Annotated in this window: 16 protein-coding genes and 1 pseudogene; 13 read left to right on the top strand and 4 right to left on the bottom strand. The window is 46.1% G+C overall.

The features are described 5' to 3' along the window. Positions 1-18 precede the first annotated feature (18 nt). Together Selli1_RS04190 and Selli1_RS04185 are read left to right on the top strand one after the other, a co-directional pair. Complete coding sequence (locus Selli1_RS04190) at positions 19-267, top strand: hypothetical protein (protein ID WP_087168118.1); 249 nt, start codon at positions 19-21, stop codon at positions 265-267. A gap of 70 nt (positions 268-337) precedes the next feature. Beyond that, the gene (locus tag Selli1_RS04185) at positions 338-925 is read left to right on the top strand and encodes an adenylyltransferase/cytidyltransferase family protein (RefSeq protein WP_087168117.1); all 588 of its coding nucleotides are present in this window, start codon (positions 338-340) and stop codon (positions 923-925) included. A gap of 90 nt (positions 926-1,015) precedes the next feature. Here Selli1_RS04185 and arcC read toward each other — a convergent pair whose 3' ends face one another. Then, positions 1,016-1,951 (bottom strand): carbamate kinase, encoded by a 936-nt coding sequence (gene arcC / locus Selli1_RS04180; protein ID WP_281872384.1) that lies wholly within the window; start codon positions 1,949-1,951, stop codon positions 1,016-1,018. Between the two features lie 280 nt (positions 1,952-2,231). Here arcC and nrdD point away from each other — a divergent pair, with 280 nt between their 5' ends. The 5 genes and pseudogenes from nrdD to Selli1_RS04155 all read left to right on the top strand — a co-directional run bounded on the left by nrdD (position 2,232) and on the right by Selli1_RS04155 (position 7,100). Continuing rightward, complete coding sequence (nrdD, locus tag Selli1_RS04175) at positions 2,232-4,358, top strand: anaerobic ribonucleoside-triphosphate reductase (protein ID WP_087168115.1); 2,127 nt, start codon at positions 2,232-2,234, stop codon at positions 4,356-4,358. Positions 4,359-4,387: 29 nt separating this feature from the next. Further along, entirely contained in the window at positions 4,388-4,981 is a 594-nt protein-coding gene (gene nrdG / locus Selli1_RS04170; RefSeq protein ID WP_087168114.1) for an anaerobic ribonucleoside-triphosphate reductase activating protein, read from the top strand. Between the two features lie 100 nt (positions 4,982-5,081). Further along, positions 5,082-5,192 (top strand): annotated as a pseudogene (locus tag Selli1_RS18760) (AAA family ATPase); the annotation flags it as partial. A 164-nt stretch (positions 5,193-5,356) separates the two neighbouring features. Next, on the top strand, positions 5,357-5,797 hold the full coding sequence (locus tag Selli1_RS04160) for a MarR family winged helix-turn-helix transcriptional regulator (RefSeq protein ID WP_087168113.1): 441 nt from the start codon (positions 5,357-5,359) through the stop codon (positions 5,795-5,797). Further along, on the top strand, positions 5,787-7,100 hold the full coding sequence (locus tag Selli1_RS04155; RefSeq protein WP_087168112.1) for an MATE family efflux transporter: 1,314 nt from the start codon (positions 5,787-5,789) through the stop codon (positions 7,098-7,100). The genes Selli1_RS04160 and Selli1_RS04155 overlap by 11 nt, the downstream gene beginning before the upstream one ends. Before the next feature lie 26 nt (positions 7,101-7,126). Here the strand turns inward: Selli1_RS04155 and Selli1_RS04150 are convergent, their stop codons facing one another. Then, a complete protein-coding gene (locus Selli1_RS04150) occupies positions 7,127-7,540 on the bottom strand; it encodes a family 4 glycosyl hydrolase (protein ID WP_281872383.1) in 414 nt (137 codons plus the stop codon). A gap of 165 nt (positions 7,541-7,705) precedes the next feature. Here Selli1_RS04150 and Selli1_RS04145 point away from each other — a divergent pair, with 165 nt between their 5' ends. After that, positions 7,706-8,452: an RNA polymerase sigma factor gene (locus tag Selli1_RS04145; protein ID WP_281872382.1), complete on the top strand. Its 747-nt coding sequence runs from the start codon at positions 7,706-7,708 to the stop codon at positions 8,450-8,452. After that, positions 8,403-8,825 (top strand): hypothetical protein, encoded by a 423-nt coding sequence (locus Selli1_RS04140; protein ID WP_281844661.1) that lies wholly within the window; start codon positions 8,403-8,405, stop codon positions 8,823-8,825. Before Selli1_RS04145 ends, Selli1_RS04140 begins: the two co-directional genes overlap by 50 nt. Before the next feature lie 54 nt (positions 8,826-8,879). On the opposite strand, the gene Selli1_RS04135 is transcribed toward Selli1_RS04140, so the two are convergent. Both Selli1_RS04135 and Selli1_RS04130 read right to left on the bottom strand, forming a co-directional pair. Further along, positions 8,880-10,061, bottom strand: a complete 1,182-nt coding sequence (locus Selli1_RS04135; RefSeq protein ID WP_281872381.1) for a metallophosphoesterase — start codon at positions 10,059-10,061, stop codon at positions 8,880-8,882. Between the two features lie 54 nt (positions 10,062-10,115). Then, positions 10,116-10,664 carry a prolyl-tRNA synthetase associated domain-containing protein gene (locus Selli1_RS04130; protein ID WP_087168105.1) on the bottom strand — a complete coding sequence of 183 codons (549 nt, stop codon included), beginning with the start codon at positions 10,662-10,664 and terminating at the stop codon, positions 10,116-10,118. Between the two features lie 165 nt (positions 10,665-10,829). On the opposite strand from Selli1_RS04130, the gene Selli1_RS04125 reads away from it, so the two are divergent. The 4 genes from Selli1_RS04125 (at position 10,830) to Selli1_RS04110 (ending at position 16,595) form a co-directional block, all read left to right on the top strand. After that, positions 10,830-12,587 (top strand): ABC transporter ATP-binding protein, encoded by a 1,758-nt coding sequence (locus tag Selli1_RS04125; RefSeq protein ID WP_087168104.1) that lies wholly within the window; start codon positions 10,830-10,832, stop codon positions 12,585-12,587. Continuing rightward, positions 12,580-14,316: an ABC transporter ATP-binding protein gene (locus Selli1_RS04120; protein WP_281872380.1), complete on the top strand. Its 1,737-nt coding sequence runs from the start codon at positions 12,580-12,582 to the stop codon at positions 14,314-14,316. The genes Selli1_RS04125 and Selli1_RS04120 overlap by 8 nt, the downstream gene beginning before the upstream one ends. A gap of 295 nt (positions 14,317-14,611) precedes the next feature. Next, positions 14,612-15,400: an ABC transporter ATP-binding protein gene (locus tag Selli1_RS04115; protein WP_087252453.1), complete on the top strand. Its 789-nt coding sequence runs from the start codon at positions 14,612-14,614 to the stop codon at positions 15,398-15,400. Between the two features lies 1 nt (position 15,401). Further along, entirely contained in the window at positions 15,402-16,595 is a 1,194-nt protein-coding gene (locus Selli1_RS04110) for an ABC transporter permease (RefSeq protein WP_281872378.1), read from the top strand. Positions 16,596-16,667 lie beyond the last annotated feature (72 nt).

The raw sequence follows: 16,667 nt of genomic DNA, 5'->3' as shown, positions 1-16,667 counted from the left end.
AAAAAGGGAGAAAAGAACATGGTAAAACGGGAAGATTTGTATGGAATCGCATATTATAAAAAAGCTGTGTATTACGGAAGTACCAAACCGGATCTTCGATTCCGGATCGCCTGGAACAAAAAGGACGATACACTGGAGGCGGCGGTATGGAAGGAGCCGTACTGTTATGATGTGACGCCGGAAGAAGAGATCGAAAGAAAAGTGTTTTCCGCAGATGACGAAGGACTGTGTCAGATTACAGACTGGATCAACGAAAAAGCAAACTAAAGGCTTTACTTTTCGGAAAGCTGTGATATAGTAAAAAAGATGTGAAATGAGCGTAAAGGAAGTTTGAAAGATGGCAGAGAAAACAGGAGTAATCCACGGCAGGTTTCAATGCCTGCATCTGAAACATATGGAGTATCTGCTTGCGGCAAAAAAGCAGTGCGACAGACTGATTATCGGAATATCCAATCCGGATGCAGGTTTTATCAGAACCAATATTCATGATACAAACCGTTCCAGACCGGAGAATAATCCGTTTACGTATTTTGAACGGTACGAAATGATTCGTGAGGCAATGCTGGAGTTTCACGTTCCGCGGGAAGAGTTTGAGATTGTTCCGTTTCCGATCAATACGCCGGAGCTGATTTTCCAGTATGCGCCGAAAGATGCAGTGTACTATATGAGTATCTGCGACGGATGGGGCGAGGACAAGTACCGGACACTGACCGGACTGGGACTTCAGGTGGAAGTTCTATGGAACCGCCCGCTTGAAGAAAAAGGAACGACCGGAACGGAAGTGAGGCATCTTATTATTGAAGGAAAGCCATGGGCACATCTGGTTCCAAAGAGTGTGTACCGGTATATTACGGAACATCATCTGGATGAACGGATCATCCGCCTGGCCAGGGAAGCGGAAGAAAAACAGAATAAAACGAAATAGTACAAGCCGGACGGGCAATGCAGAGAATGCATTCCTTCCGGCTTGTTGCAGTTTACGGACAAAACTGTCCGTGATTACGTGATGAATTTTCTAATCCTGACAGATCACGGTTCCGGTGCGGCCTTTCAGAGCATCGCGGAGAGATTCCTGGCAGGTGATAAAGGCACGGCGTCCTTCTCCCTTCTCGATGAAAGAGACAGAAGCACGGAATTTCGGAAGCATATTGTAGATGCCGAAATGTCCCTCTTCCATATACTGTTTTGCCTGGGAAACCGTAATTTCTCCAAGCTGTTTTTCCTGGTCAGTTCCCCGGTTGATAAATACCTTTTCCACGCTCGTCAGAATGATCAGAGCATCGGCACCGAGTTCTTCCGCAAGCTTTCCGGCAGTCAGGTCCTTCTCAATTACGGCGCTTGCACCTTTCAGATGATGATCCTGTTCCAGAACCGGAATACCGCCGCCGCCGCAGGCAATAACTACCTGATCTGCGTCGGAGAGGGTGCGGATCGCATCCATCTCTACAATCTTTACCGGATTCGGGGCAGATACGACACGGCGGAAACCTTTTCCGGGCTCCTCCACAACGTAATTGCCTTTTTTACGCTCAATGGCGGCATCTTCCGCGGACATGTAACGTCCGAGTACCTTGGTAGGAGTATAGAACGCCTCATCGTACGGGTCTACCGTTACCTGGGTCAGTACTGTGCTGACCGTGCGGTAGATTCCACGTGTCAGAAGCTCCTCGCGGATGGCATTTTGAAGGTCAAAACCGATATATCCCTGTGTCATTGCAGAGCAGACTGACATCGGGGCCGGTGTATAGTCCGGATGATTCTTGCCGAATTCGTTCATGGCAGTGTGGATCATGCCAAGCTGAGGGGCATTGCTGTGTGTGATGACAACCTGATAGCCGTCCTGTACAAGATCCGCGACGGACTTTGCCGTTTGCTTGACCGCAACCTGCTGCTCCGGCAGAGTCGTTCCCAGTGCCCGGTGTCCCAATGCTACAACCACTTTCTTTTTCATACGCATTACCTCTATTTCTCTATGATGTTTCGTGTCTGTGATACAGAAATTATATAATTTTTCCATGGAAATTGCAACCTTCAAAGGGGCCGCAGACCTTGATTTTACAGGGAAAAAGAAATAGTTAGAAAATTGTATGAAATACCATATATAGTGGAATAATAGAAAAATCACAAGATATGGTAGAAAAAACGGATGCACTCTGCTATAATGTGGATTGTTGCTGAAAAGATGAAAAAGGCAGCTTTGAGAAATTTACTGATACAGCGAGGTATAAGATATGAAAGTGATAAAAAGAGACGGACGGGAAGCTGAGTACGACAGAAACAAAATCGTCCATGCAATACAGAAAGCGAATAATGAGGTGGAGAAAGAGGACCGGATTTCCGAAGAAAAAATTTACGACATTGTTGCGTCCATCGAAAACAGAAAGCTGGAGAGTATGGCTGTGGAGGACATCCAGGATATCATTGAGCAGAAGCTGATGGAAGAGGAAAAATATCATCTGGCCAAGAAATATATCATTTACCGCTACACAAGAGCGATGGTGAGAAAGTCCAATACAACGGACGATTCCATCCTCCGGCTGATTCGCGGAGAGAATTCTGAATTAAAGACAGAGAATTCAAACAAGAATTCCACTCTGGCATCCACCCAGAGAGATTATATTGCAGGAGAAGTGTCCAAGGACCTGACAAAGAGGGTGCTTCTTCCGGAGAAGATTGTAAAGGCTCATGAGGACGGTGTGATCCATTTCCATGATATGGATTACTTCCTTCAGCCGATTTTCAACTGCTGTCTGGTCAATATCGGCGATATGCTGGACAATGGCACAGTTATGAACGGCAAACTGATTGAGTCTCCAAAAAGCTTCCATGTCGCATGTACTGTTATGACGCAGATTATCGCGTCTGTTGCGAGCAGCCAGTATGGCGGACAGTCTGTCGATATCCGTCATCTTGGAAAATATCTGCACAGAAGCTATGAAAAATATATGAGAAAATACAGAGAAAAATATACAGGCATCATTTCCGAAGAGATGATGGAACAGCTGGCCAACGACAGACTTCAGGATGAGCTGAGATCCGGTGTACAGACGATCCAGTATCAGATCAATACATTGATGACAACAAACGGACAGTCTCCGTTCGTGACCTTGTTCCTGAACCCGGATAAGTCCCATCCGTACGCAAAGGAAAATGCCATGATTATCCAGGAGATTCTGCGCCAGAGAATCGAGGGAATCAAAAATGAATCCGGCGTCTATGTGACACCTGCATTCCCGAAGCTTGTCTATGTTCTGAATGAAGATAACAATTTAAGTGGCGGCGAGTACGATGATCTGACAAGACTGGCAGTGAAATGCTCTGCCAAGAGAATGTATCCGGACTATATTTCCGCGAAGAAGATGAAAGAAAACTACGAAGGAAATGTATTCTCACCGATGGGATGCCGCTCCTTCCTCTCACCGTGGAAAGATGAGAACGGAAATTACAAATGGGAAGGACGCTTCAATCAGGGCGTTGTCAGCCTTAACCTTCCTCAGATCGGAATTCTGGCCGAAGGAGACCAGGAGAAGTTCTGGCAGATTCTCGATGAAAGGCTTTCCCTTTGCTTTGAGGCTCTGATGTGCCGTCATAAAGCGCTGGAAGGAACAAGTTCCGATGTCAGCCCGGTACACTGGCAGTACGGAGCGATCGCCCGTCTGGAAAAAGGCGAAAAGATCGACAAATATCTGCATGGAGGATACTCTACATTAAGCCTTGGATATATCGGACTTTATGAAGTGACCAAACTGGTGACAGGAGAAAGCCAGACGACAGAAGAAGGACAGAAGTTTGCTCTGAAGGTGATGAAGAGGCTCCGTAACGCGACCGATACATGGAAAGAGACAACAGGACTTGGATTCGGACTTTACGGAACACCGGCAGAGAGTCTGTGCTACCGTTTTGCCGAGATTGACAAGAAAAAATTCGGAAGTATCACAGATGTGACCGACAAAGGATACTATACTAACTCCTATCATGTGGATGTACGTGAAAAGATCGATGCGTTCGACAAATTTACATTTGAAAGCCAGTTCCAGACAATCAGCACCGGAGGATGTATTTCTTATGTAGAGATTCCGAACCTGAATAATAATCTGGAAGCGGTGGCGGAAGTTGTGAAGTTTATCTATGACAACATCCAGTATGCAGAGTTTAATACGAAGTCTGACTACTGTCAGGAATGCGGATACGATGGAGAAATCATGATCAATGATGATTATGAGTGGGAATGTCCGGTCTGCCACAATAAAGATCAGTCAAAGATGAATGTCACAAGAAGGACCTGCGGATATCTGGGAGAAAATTTCTGGAATCCGGGAAAGACAAAAGAGATTAAAAGCAGGGTAATGCATCTGTAAGAATCAGGCGGTAAAGGAGTATTTACGGTATGTATTATGCAGATATAAAAAAATGGGATGTGGCAAACGGACCCGGTGTAAGAGTATCCCTTTTTGTCAGCGGATGCACGCACCGGTGTAAAGGCTGCTTTAATGAGGAGGCGTGGGATTTCCATTATGGAAATCCCTTTACCGGAGAAACAGAAGACGAAATTTTGAAAGAGCTGGAAAAAAGTTATTATCACGGATTTACCCTTCTTGGAGGGGAACCTTTTGAGCACGAAAATCAGAAGGTTCTGGCACCGTTTTTAAAACGGGTCAGAGAAAAGTTCCCGGGGATCTCCATCTGGTGCTATTCCGGGTATGTCTTTGACAAAGAGATTCTTGCGGACATGCTCCCGAAATGGGAAGAGACAAAAGAAATGCTCCGGTATATTGATGTCCTTGTGGATGGAAGATTTGTGGAGGAGTTAAAACAGGTCAATCTTTTGTTCCGGGGTTCCGCAAACCAGCGCCTGATCGATGTGAAGAAGTCTATGGAGAAAGGCAGCGTGGTTCTCTGGGAACAGCCGGAATATGTTCATGTGGAAGTGAAGGAAAATCCGAATGCTGTAGGAATTCCGCCGGAAGTCAGCGGGAAATAACAGAAGATAAAATACAAAGAAAACAGGGGATGTCATCCGGACGGTTCACGGAGAACCGGGGAGCATCCCCTGTAGTGCGTAGGAAACAAATCCTATCAGGATGCGTATTTCAAAAGAGAGTATTTTTACCGGACTGAACAATTTGAAGGTACACACGATTTCAGATCCCCGATATGATGAGTACTTCGGATTCACCAGTTCGGATGTAAAATCACCTTACCACGCACACATAGGACAAAGATTGAGGACAGGAAGTGAGATGTGATATTGTTTCTTGACATCCTCTTTTTTTACTCTTATAATAGTCTGTGGACATACTATTATGGTATAAAAAACGAATGATTAAAAATAAATATTTTGAACGGAGGGAATGCTATGAATGTCAATGCGCAGTATTACGCAGCCTGGGCAAAGGGGAACGGGCTCTATGTACAGTGGGCGGCCAGAGAGGGGATCGGTTATCCGGAAATGATTGTCCTGTATTCCCTGTACACCATGGGACGTCTGACTCAGAAGCAGATCCGGGAGGATTTTGGGCTGCAGAAGCAGACGGTGAATACTGTGATCCATGATCTGAAAGAGAGGGAGCTGGTGATGCTGACAGCCAGTGAGATGGATCGAAGAGAGAAATGGGTGGATCTGACAGAGAGCGGCAGACGGTACGCCGGGGAGAAAATCGATCCGCTCCTTCATACGGAGGAGGAGATTTACCGTAAAATCGGGATAGAACGGATCCGGCAGATCAGTGAGACGATGGAGCTGTTTAATCTCATGTTTGAAAGGAAGTTGAAGGAGGACAGGAAACATGAGCGATAGAAGAGTTTTTCTCAAGTATGTCATTCCGGCGGTACTGTCCTTTGCCCTGTCCGGCGTCTATTCTATCGTGGACGGCTTTTTTGTCGGGAACAGTATCGGTGATATGGGACTTTCGGCCATTAATGTGGCCTATCCGATCGTGGCAGTTATTCAGGCGTCCGGAACAGGGATCGGCATGGGCGGTGCGGTGTATTATTCGATCTATATGGCGGAAAAGAAAGAAAAACGTGCGCGTGAGTTCAGTGCCTGTGCGCTTTGGATGCTGATTCTGGGAAGTATCCTTCTGACGGCCCTGACATTTCTGCTGACAACGCCGCTTCTCAGGCTTCTGGGTGCGCAGGGGGAACTGTTAAGACTTGGTGAGGACTATATTTCTGTCATTGCACTGGGAGCGGCTTTTCAGGTGCTTGGTACGGGGCTGGTACCGTTTATCCGAAATCATGGAGGACCGTTCTATGCGATGATTTCCATGATTGCAGGATTCGGAAGCAATATTGTACTGGATTATCTTCTTGTATGGGTTTGGAATGGAGGCATCACAGGGGCGGCGCTTGCGACCGTCATAAGTCAGGGAGTGACGATGCTGATTGCGTTGATCTACCTGATCCGGAAGAAGAAGCTTACGGTAAAAATATCCCGTTCAGGTGCAGGGTCTGCAGCCGCAGCCATAGTGAAAATCGGGATTGCCCCGTTCGGACTTTCCATGACGCCGAATATTTCTCTGATCATCATAAACCGGTTTTCCATCCATTATGGCGGGGACGAAGCAGTGGCAGTGTATGCCTGTATCGCCTATATCATCTGTATTATTTATCTGATTTTACAGGGAGTCGGTGACGGAAGCCAGCCATTGTTCAGCCGTTATTATGGAGAAGGAAACAGGGAAAAGATGAAAAAGATGCGGAGATACGCCTACGGATTTGCCATGCTGCTGGCGCTGGCAGGCTGTGTGGTCATGTTTGCTGTCAGGGGGAGTGTTGGAAATATGTTTGGATCTTCCCGGGAAGTAAACCAGGAGATTGCGAAGATTATGCCGGTCTTTCTTGTTTCGGTCCCGTTTGTGGCGGTCAGCCGGATTACCACGGCTTATTTTTATGCAACGGAAAAGACGGGAATGTCTTATGTGCTGACGTTTATGGAGCCGGCGCTGATGCTTGTACTGATGCTGATTCTTCCGCCGCTGCTGGGAGGGCAGATCATGATCTGGTGGAGCACAGTATTTGCAAGAGTGCTGTCCGCATGTCTCGCGCTGCTGATGAAGCAGCATGAAGATCAAAGAAATATGCCGCCTCAGATGTTTTGAGGCGGCATATTTCGATGAAAAGGTATTTATCGAAAAGATGTCTGGTTTTTGAAAAACTGCGGAAGATATTCTTTGTGTGCCTCCAGAAGTTCATCCACAACGATATTTGCGAGTTCATCACTCGGACAGAGCGGATTTAAGTTCAGGGCAGCAACAGCAAGGTTCCGGTCACCTTTTACGGCGGCTTCAATCGTCATGCGTTCGAACGCTTTAATCATATGCACATAACCGCTGATGGAAACTTTCAGTTCCCCGGTTGCAAGCGGTTTTGGTCCGTCCGCTGTGATACGGCATGCAACTTCAACTGCGGAATCAGCCGGGAGCTCCAGGATTGCTCCGTTGTTTCTGACGTTGACATACTGGATATCTCCGGTGTCATGGTAGAGTGTACGATACGTGATATGGTAGGACAACTGGTTGCGATTGCCAAAATGTACCACAATCTCAAAGAAAAGATTATTGAAATGACACTATAACTACAAATGGAAGAAGAAAAATTTCAGATGTCGGTCAGGCGGAGAAATTTTTCTTCTTTTTTTAATCTTTTTTCTCTTCTGATTCGTTATACAATATGTAAGACGTTTTATAAAAATGAGGCTATAACCATGACAGACAGAGAACGAATACGGCGTATTCAATCCGGGGAACCGGAGCAGATGAACGAGTTGATTGAAGCATATTATCAGGAAATATTTCAATATTGTTATTCCAGAACAGGACGGGAAAGCGCGGCATATGACTGCGCGCAGGAAACGTTTCTACGTGTCATCCGGTACCTGAACCGCTATGTGGAGCAGAAGAAATTCCGGGCGTATTTATTTGGAATCGCAAGGAGTGTCTGCATTGATTTTTTCCGGAAAAAGGCGGAGGCTGAATTAGGATATGAGGACGGTTACGAAGAACGGCTCCGGGAGGAAGACTTTGCCGATCAGGTATCAGAGCAGGTGATGCTGCAAAAGGCAATGCAGTGTCTGAAGCCGGAACAGAGAGAAGTGCTGGATCTTTCGTATTTCCATGGGCTGAAAGCAAGAGAGATTGCCTATGTAACGGGAGAAAAGACAGCAACTGTGAAGCTTTCTTCTGCTGGCCCCGCTCCTTTTGATTGTTATGATTTCTCCGGTGTTTGCGGAAGAATATACATCGGGAATGGATTCGCTTATTTTGTCCTCGCGTTTTGGGAAAACACGGTGCGCAAGAGCGAAGATCCTGGCGTCTTTTCTCTGCTCTGCCGGGATCTTTGCAGTGACAAGTCTGTATTTGACGCTGCTTACGATTGGCTATTTTGGAACGGACGGACTTTTTGTGGACGCGCATCTTTGTGCAACCGGAATGATCGGAAATGCACCGTTTGATCTGCCTTACTGGAAAGCAGTTCTGATTCTTGCGGTTATGGGATTTGCAGGCCTTCTGATGATCACCGGATTTGCGCTTGCGGCATCGGCGCTTGGAACGTCTTCTTTTGTCAGCGTTCTTGTCACTCTCGCGTTTTTTGCGCTTCCAATGTTTTTGTGGGGCGTATGGGATATTCCGTGGCTTAACCACATTCTGGAAATGTGTCCGGTTAATCTTCTGTCTCCGGCCAAGATTTTCAATCTCCCGGCCTATGAGATCGGAACAACGAAGATACAGGTTTATCAGATGGGAATAATTGCTGCTGTCTGCTTTACGCCGGTCTGTGCAGTCTGTTCCTATTTCGGATTTCAAAAACATCAGGTGCGCTCCTAGGAGACACCTGATGTTTTTTGTTTTAACAGGAAACGTCGTTCCCTGTAAAAAATGTTAAGACTGAAAACGGACATCAATCATACAGATTTCGCTTTTGGTAGCAACCCGCATGTTCGGACCAAAGACTCCCACACCGGAAGTTACAATATTATGCATGGAGCCTTTTTGAAGGTAACCACAGGAATTTTCCCATACAAGGTTTGTGATCAGATTGACCGGAAAGATCTGGCCGTCATGAGTATGGCCGCACAGATCCAGATCAACACCGGCATCCGAAAGCTCAGACAGTTCCCGCGGTTCATGATCGATGACGATAACCGGCTTATTCGTATTCAGATCCCGTGTAATCTCTTCCGGTGTTTTCCGGCTGGTTATACCGCGCCCGGGACGTTCATAATCCGGTCTGCCATAAAGATAAAAGGCATCATCAATCAGAACACTCTCATCCCGAAGCAGGGTGATCCCGGCTTTTTCAAGAAAAACATCCATTTGAGGATCGCTCATTTTTTTACCATCCTGAGGAAAGGTAAATCCGGCCAGAATCGGCTCCTGAATATCGTGGTTTCCGTAGCAGGCATAGGTGCCGTAAGTACTCTGAAGTCCGGAAAGGATTTCAGCCAGTTTTTCCGGCTTGTCAAGCGCTTCATATTCGTTGTCAAAAATATCCCCTGCAATGACAATCAGATCCGGATTCTGGGCATTGATTTTGTCAACCATCTGACGCATCTGGGAAGTGCCGACACTGTATCCGAGATGCAGATCTGCCACAAGGGCGATCTTAAGAGAATCCAGATTCCCGGCCTTCTTATCAATCGTCACCTCATACGGAGTGATCCGGATGAAACGTGCATTGAACATTCCATAAATGCTGATCGCGGCAATCAGAAAAAAGCAGATCGTTCCGGCAAGTGCAGGGCGGAGACGGTGAAAGGTTTTCTTTCGTACTTTTCTGACAATGAGACGTATCAGGTCGGCTGCGATGACAATCAGAGCCGTGTAGAGCATGATGCCCATCCAGTAGTAACCGAGCCCTTTTAGAATTCTCTGAGCTGTTCCGGCAGGAACAAGGAATCCGATCCCCGGAGAAAACGCGACAAAGAAGTAGCAGATCCCAAGTACGATCCGCACCGCGCGTTTTTCAAAAAATGGATGGATATCGGTAAGCCATGTAAAGATCCGGTGCAGAAGGTACAAATTGACTGCAAGGTAGAGGGGGCTTAAATAAACTGCAAGCATAAAAACTTCTCCATTCTTTTGTAAAATCCCTTTTCATAATCGCGAAACATGTGGCTAAAGGCGCACAAGTGTCGGGCGGTGTCCGGTATGCTTCAGAAAAACATTCAGAATATCGGCTGTCCGGATTTTGAGTGTCGAGGTGTTGATACACGGGTGACATCCGATATATTCGTCTTTGAGAAGATCCTCATCGATCAAAAGATTGACTTCCCGATCCGGATCATTCATCAGTCCAAGGACACTTGCAGATCCCGGTGTCAGGTCCAGATACTCCTCCATGAATTCCGGCTCCGCGAAGGAAAGACGGGAGATTCCAAGCTGTCCGGAAAGATCCTTTGTTACAAATTTCTTATCTCCCGGCATCATGAGAAGATAGAAAGTCGTCTTCTGACGGTTTCGCAGGAACAGATTTTTACAGATCTTCACACCAAGCTCCGCCTCAACTGCCTCACAGTCTTCGATCGTATTGGCAGTATCGTGGTCAACTCCTTCGAAGGAAATGTGGAGCTGCTCCAGCAGATCATAGACACGCTGCTCCTTTTCAAGCCGTCCGGTGTAGTCCGGCCGTTCGGTAAAATGGGTTGTATGTACAGTAATACTCATTGTAAAACCTCCTGAAAATGATTTCTTATAGTATAAAAAGAATTGAAAAAAAAGACAAGAAGGTTCAAAAAGAATTAAGAGAATACATAGAAAACTGTGTTCATACTTGCGGGGGCAGGTCCAAGACCTTATAATAAAGAAAGCATCGAATAGGAGATCAAAGAAATGAGAAAATTGTTGAAGTATCTGAATGATTACAAAAAGGAGAGTGTCATCGGTCCGTTGTTTAAGCTTCTGGAGGCCTGCTTTGAGCTGGTGGTGCCGCTCATTATGGCGAACATGATAGACATTGGAATCCGAAATCAGGACACAGGATACATCCTGCGGATGGGGAGCATTTTGATTCTGTTTGCGGTACTTGGACTGGCATGTTCGCTGACAGCCCAGTATTTTGCAGCAAAGGCATCCGTCGGATTCGGAACGGCCCTGCGACATGATATGTTCCGGCATATCCAGAGCCTTTCCTATGCGGAAATTGACCGGGCAGGGAGCGCGACTCTGGTAACAAGGATCACGAGTGATATCAACCAGGTGCAGTCCGGGGTCAATCTGGTTCTGCGGCTCTTCCTTCGTTCCCCGTTTATCGTTGTCGGTGCGCTGATTATGGCGTTTACCATCAGTGTGAAGCTTGCGTTGATTTTTGTAGTTGCGGTGCCGCTTCTGGCGCTGGTGATCTACGGGATCATGGTGGTATCGATTCCGCTTTACCGGAAGGTACAGAAACTGCTTGACCGGATTTTACTTTCTACAAGAGAAAATCTGGAAGGAATCCGCGTCATCCGGGCTTTTGGCATGCAGGGAAGAGAACGGGATGAATTCAAGGCGGAGAATGCAAAATTTCTGGCAGCACAGATGCTGGTCGGAAAAATTTCGGCTCTTTTAAATCCGGCAACCTACATTATCGTCAACGTGGCGACCATAGCCATTGTCTGGTTTGGAGGCCGGGAAACATACGCGGGTGGCATTACACAGGGAGAGGTCATCGCCCTTGTAAACTACATGACACAGATTCTCACTGCGCTGGTGGCGTTGTCCAATCTAATTGTCAGCTTTACAAAAGCGCTTGCCTGTGCCAACCGCATCAATGAAGTATTTGCACTGGAACCGTCCATTCAGGATGGAGACGGAGTTAAGAAAGTGACAGATAAAGAGGGGGCAGAGCAGGAGCAGACAAGGGAAGCGGCAGCATTCCATCAGGTGTCGTTTGCCTATCCGGAGAGTAAGGTTTATGCGGTCACCGGTCTGGATTTCTCTGTGAAAAAGGGAGAGATGATCGGGGTAATCGGAGGAACCGGTTCCGGAAAGTCTACGCTTGTACAGATGATTCCGCGCTTTTATGACGTGGCGGAAGGAAGTGTGACCGTAGACGGAGAGGATGTCCGTAATTATAAGATTGAAGAACTAAGAAAGAAGATCGGAATGGTTCCGCAAAGGGCAGTTCTTTTCCGCGGAACGATCCGTGACAATATGAAAGTTGGAAATGAAGATGCAGATGATGAGCAGATCATGGAAGCGATCCGCACTGCCCAGGCACTGGAGGTTGTGGAAGGAAAGCCGGACGGTCTGGACACACTGATTAATGAGGGAGGAAAAAATCTTTCCGGCGGACAGAAACAGAGACTGACGATTGCCCGTGCTCTTGTACGAAAGCCGCAGATCCTGATCCTGGATGACAGTGCATCTGCACTGGATTTTGCAACGGATGCCAGGCTTCGGAAAGCTGTCAAAGGCCTGAAAGATATGACGGTCTTTGTTGTATCACAAAGAGCGGCATCTGTCATGCAGGCGGACCGGATCATTGTCATGGATGATGGAAAGATTGCCGGAATCGGCACACATGATGAACTGATGAAATCATGCGAGGTTTACAGAGAAATCTGTCTCTCTCAGCTTTCAGAAAAGGAGGTGGGCCAGCATGCATAAGCAGGACAGTACATGGAAAAAGGTACTTTTTTATATCAGACCATATTCGTTTTATGTGATTTTATCGATCCTTTTCGCAGTCTTGACAGGAGTGCTGACCCTGTATGCACCGATTCTGGTTGGTGATGCTATTGATTTTATTATAGGAAAAGATCAGGTACTGTTTGACCGGATTCTTGATATTCTGAAAAAACTTGCCGTTATCATTGCGATTACAGGTGTGGGACAGTGGCTGATGAATCTGTGCAATAATCAGATTACCTACCGGGTAGTAAGAGACGTACGGCTAAAAGCATTTAAAAAACTGGAAAGACTGCCCCTTTCTTATGTGGACAGCCATGCAAATGGAGATACCATCAGCAGGATTATCACAGACGTGGAGCAGTTTTCGGACGGACTTTTGATGGGATTTACCCAGTTTTTCTCCGGAGTAGTAACAATTGTTACGACATTGATTTTCATGCTGACCATTGATGTGAAAATTACTCTGGTTGTCGTGCTGCTCACACCATTGTCCTTCTTTGTTGCGGGATTCATTGCAAAACGGACATACCAGATGTTTAAAAAACAGTCGGAAGCAAGGGCGGATATGACATCGCTCGTTAACGAGATGGTAGGAAATCAGAAAGTAGTACAGGCATTCGGATACGGAAGCACCGCTTCCGAACGGTTTGACGAAATCAATGGAAAACTGAAAACCTACAGCCTGAAAGCGATTTTCTTTTCGTCCATTACGAACCCGAGTACCCGGTTTGTCAATAACCTTGTCTATATGGGGGTTGGAATCACGGGGGCGTTAAGCGCGATGTCCGGGATCATCAGCGTCGGACAGCTTTCCTGCTTTCTGACCTATGCGAATCAGTATACAAAACCGTTTAATGAGATTTCCGGTGTCGTGACGGAACTCCAAAATGCACTTGCCTGCGCAAAAAGGGTGTTTGATTTTATCGAAGAAGAACCGGAGCCGAAAGATGATAAGGACGCCGTGGTACTGATAGATGCAAAAGGAAACCTGGATCTGGAACACGTAAGCTTTTCTTATAAGAAAGAAGTACCGCTTCTGAAAGATCTGAATCTGAACGTAAAGCCGGGGCAGAAGATTGCGATTGTCGGTCCGACAGGATGCGGAAAGACGACTCTCATCAATCTTCTCATGCGTTTCTATGATGTAGATGCAGGGGTTATCCGTATGGAAGGTGAGGATATCCGGCATATTACAAGGGACAGCCTGAGAGAAAATTATGGAATGGTACTTCAGGAGACCTGGCTGAAATCCGCGACGATTGCAGAAAATATTGCCTACGGAAATCCGGATGCAACGAGAGAAGAGATCATTCATGCGGCGAAAGAAGCGCATGCCCACGGATTTATCACAAGAATGCCGGATGGATACGATACGGTAATCTCTGAAGAAGGCGGCAATCTTTCACAGGGACAGAAACAGCTTTTATGTATTGCCAGAGTCATGCTCAGACTGCCTCCGGTACTGATTCTTGATGAGGCCACCTCTTCCATCGATACACGGACTGAGATCCGGGTGCAGCAGGCTTTTGAGAAGCTTATGGAAGGACGAACCAGTTTCATCGTGGCACACCGCTTATCCACGATCCGCACGGCGGACCGGATCCTCGTCATGAAAGACGGAAATATCATTGAGCAGGGAACACACGAAGAACTGCTGGCGAAAAATGGATTTTATAAGCAGCTGTACGAAAGTCAGTTTGCATAAAATATGTGAAAACAAATCAATTACTCCCGGTTGACAGAAGATCAGAATCTCTGTAAACTGGGAGTATCATTTCATAGACCGCAAAATCATAATCAGCGGTCAAACACATTTCTGAACAAAATCAGGGCTGATCAGCCGGAGAATCCAGAAAATAATTGAAAATACTTGACAAAAAATTACCGGGGGGGGGGTAAAATTGTCATAAGATTTTACTTGACAGAAGGTAAAAGAGATGCAATTATGATAAAGAGTCAAGAAAATTCATGACACTGAATGACAGATGGAGGAAAAGGCTATGAATGAGAGTGTTCAAATTGAGATTCATGACCTGACAAAGATTTACAAGCTGAATAAAAAGCAGATGCAGGAATCTCACACAAAGAATCCGAAAAAGACAGCGGTGGATCACCTGACGCTGACTGCAAAATCAGGGGAGATCTATGGGCTGCTCGGTCCGAACGGAGCGGGGAAAACGACGACGCTCCGGTGTATTGCGACGATTATCAAACCGTCGTCGGGAGAGATTTATGTAAATGGCAATGAGGTACAGAAGAACTCAGAAGCAGTCAGAAAGAGTATTGGATTCCTGACAAGCGATATTAAGCTGGATCCGCAGTTCTCGGTAGATTATCTGTTTGATTTTTTCGGAGAACTCAGAGGGATTGCACCGGATCAGATTAAAAAGAGAAAAGAAGAGTTATTTACATATTTTGGAATTAATGACTTTGCACATAAAAAGATCAAAGAGCTTTCCACGGGTATGAAACAGAAAGCGGCCATTGCAGTCAGCCTGATTCATGATCCGGAAGTGGTGATTTTTGACGAGCCGACGAACGGACTTGATATCATCACAGCGAGAAGTGTAACTGACTATCTGAGAAAACTGAAAGAAGAAGGAAAGCTTGTTATAATCTCTACCCATATTATGTCCGAGGCAGAAAAGCTCTGCGACCGGATCGGGATTATTATTGACGGGAAAAAGAGAGCAGAGGGAACGCTTGCCGAAATTCTGGAGGAGACAGGTACTCACGATCTGGAAGATGCTTTCTTCGAATACTTTAAAAGTGTAAAGGGGGAAGCGTAAGATGAAAACGATATACAAAAAAGAACTTGCACGTATTTTCAAAGATAAAAAGATGATTTTTTCTGTTTTTCTGCTTCCGGTCCTGATTATGGTCGGAATCATGGCGTTGGTAGGAAACCTTGCGACGAGACAGGTAGAAGATATCGAGAACCACAGATCAATCGTATATATGATCAATGAGCCGGACAGTTTCAGCGCATTTCTGGAAGCTGCGGATTTGAATATGGAGGTCAATACCATAAAGACAGACGGTGAAAGAGAAAATGTTATGGATCTTCTGCGGAACGGAGATGCGGATCTCTTGATTGAATTCCCGGAGAATTTTGATTCCATGATTCAGGAATATCAGACAGGAGATGAGGTGCCGCAGATCAAGACATACTACAATCCGTCCGAGGACTACTCCTCAAGTGCTTATGAACTGATTTCCAATCAGACGCTGGAAGCATACCGTCAGACCTTGCTGTCCCAGAGAGTGGCAGATATGAACGGGCTTCAGATCTTTACTGTCAACAGCGACAATAAAGATATGATTGTCCAGGATGACCATAAGGCAAGCGGCAAAGCACTCGGCATGATGCTTCCGTATTTCATCACGATCCTGCTCTTTGCAGGCGCAATGGGAATCGGAACTGACATGATTGCGGGGGAAAAAGAGAGGGGAACGATGGCAAGTCTTCTAGTGACTCCGGTCAAAAGAAAATCCATCGTACTTGGAAAAGTATTTGCCCTGATGACAATTTCCGGAATATCTTCGGTCATCTATATTGTTGTGATGGGTGCGACATTCCCGAAGATTCTGGGAGGAGACAGCGGGCTGGATATTGAAATTACACCGGAACAGATTGTCATGATCGGAATCCTGCTGGTAGCAATCGCGTTCCTTTACTCGGCGATTGTCATTCTGATCTCTGTGTTTGCGAGAGACCTGAAAGAGGCCAGTACCTATATAACGCCGGCATACATGGTGGTTCTTGTGATTGGTATGATGACCATGTTCACGACAAGCGAGGCCGGAATGAAAGATTATCTGATACCATTTTATAATACTGCACTCGCTTTAAAAGGGATTCTGACATCGGAAGTGACGATGGCACAGTACGGTGTGACTCTTGTTATGACATTAGTGCTTGGCGGCATTTTGACGGCAGTGATCGCAAAAGCATTTGAAAGCGAAAAGGTAATGAATCTGTAATGGATTTTGACATGTAACAAAAGAAGAAATGACGCATATGCTGGTGATAAGACCGGTGTATGCGTCTTTTTT

The sequence above is a fragment of the Sellimonas catena genome, assembly GCF_027924685.1.
GTDB lineage: Bacteria > Bacillota > Clostridia > Lachnospirales > Lachnospiraceae > Sellimonas > Sellimonas catena.
This window is presented reverse-complemented; position numbering and strand designations above follow the sequence as displayed.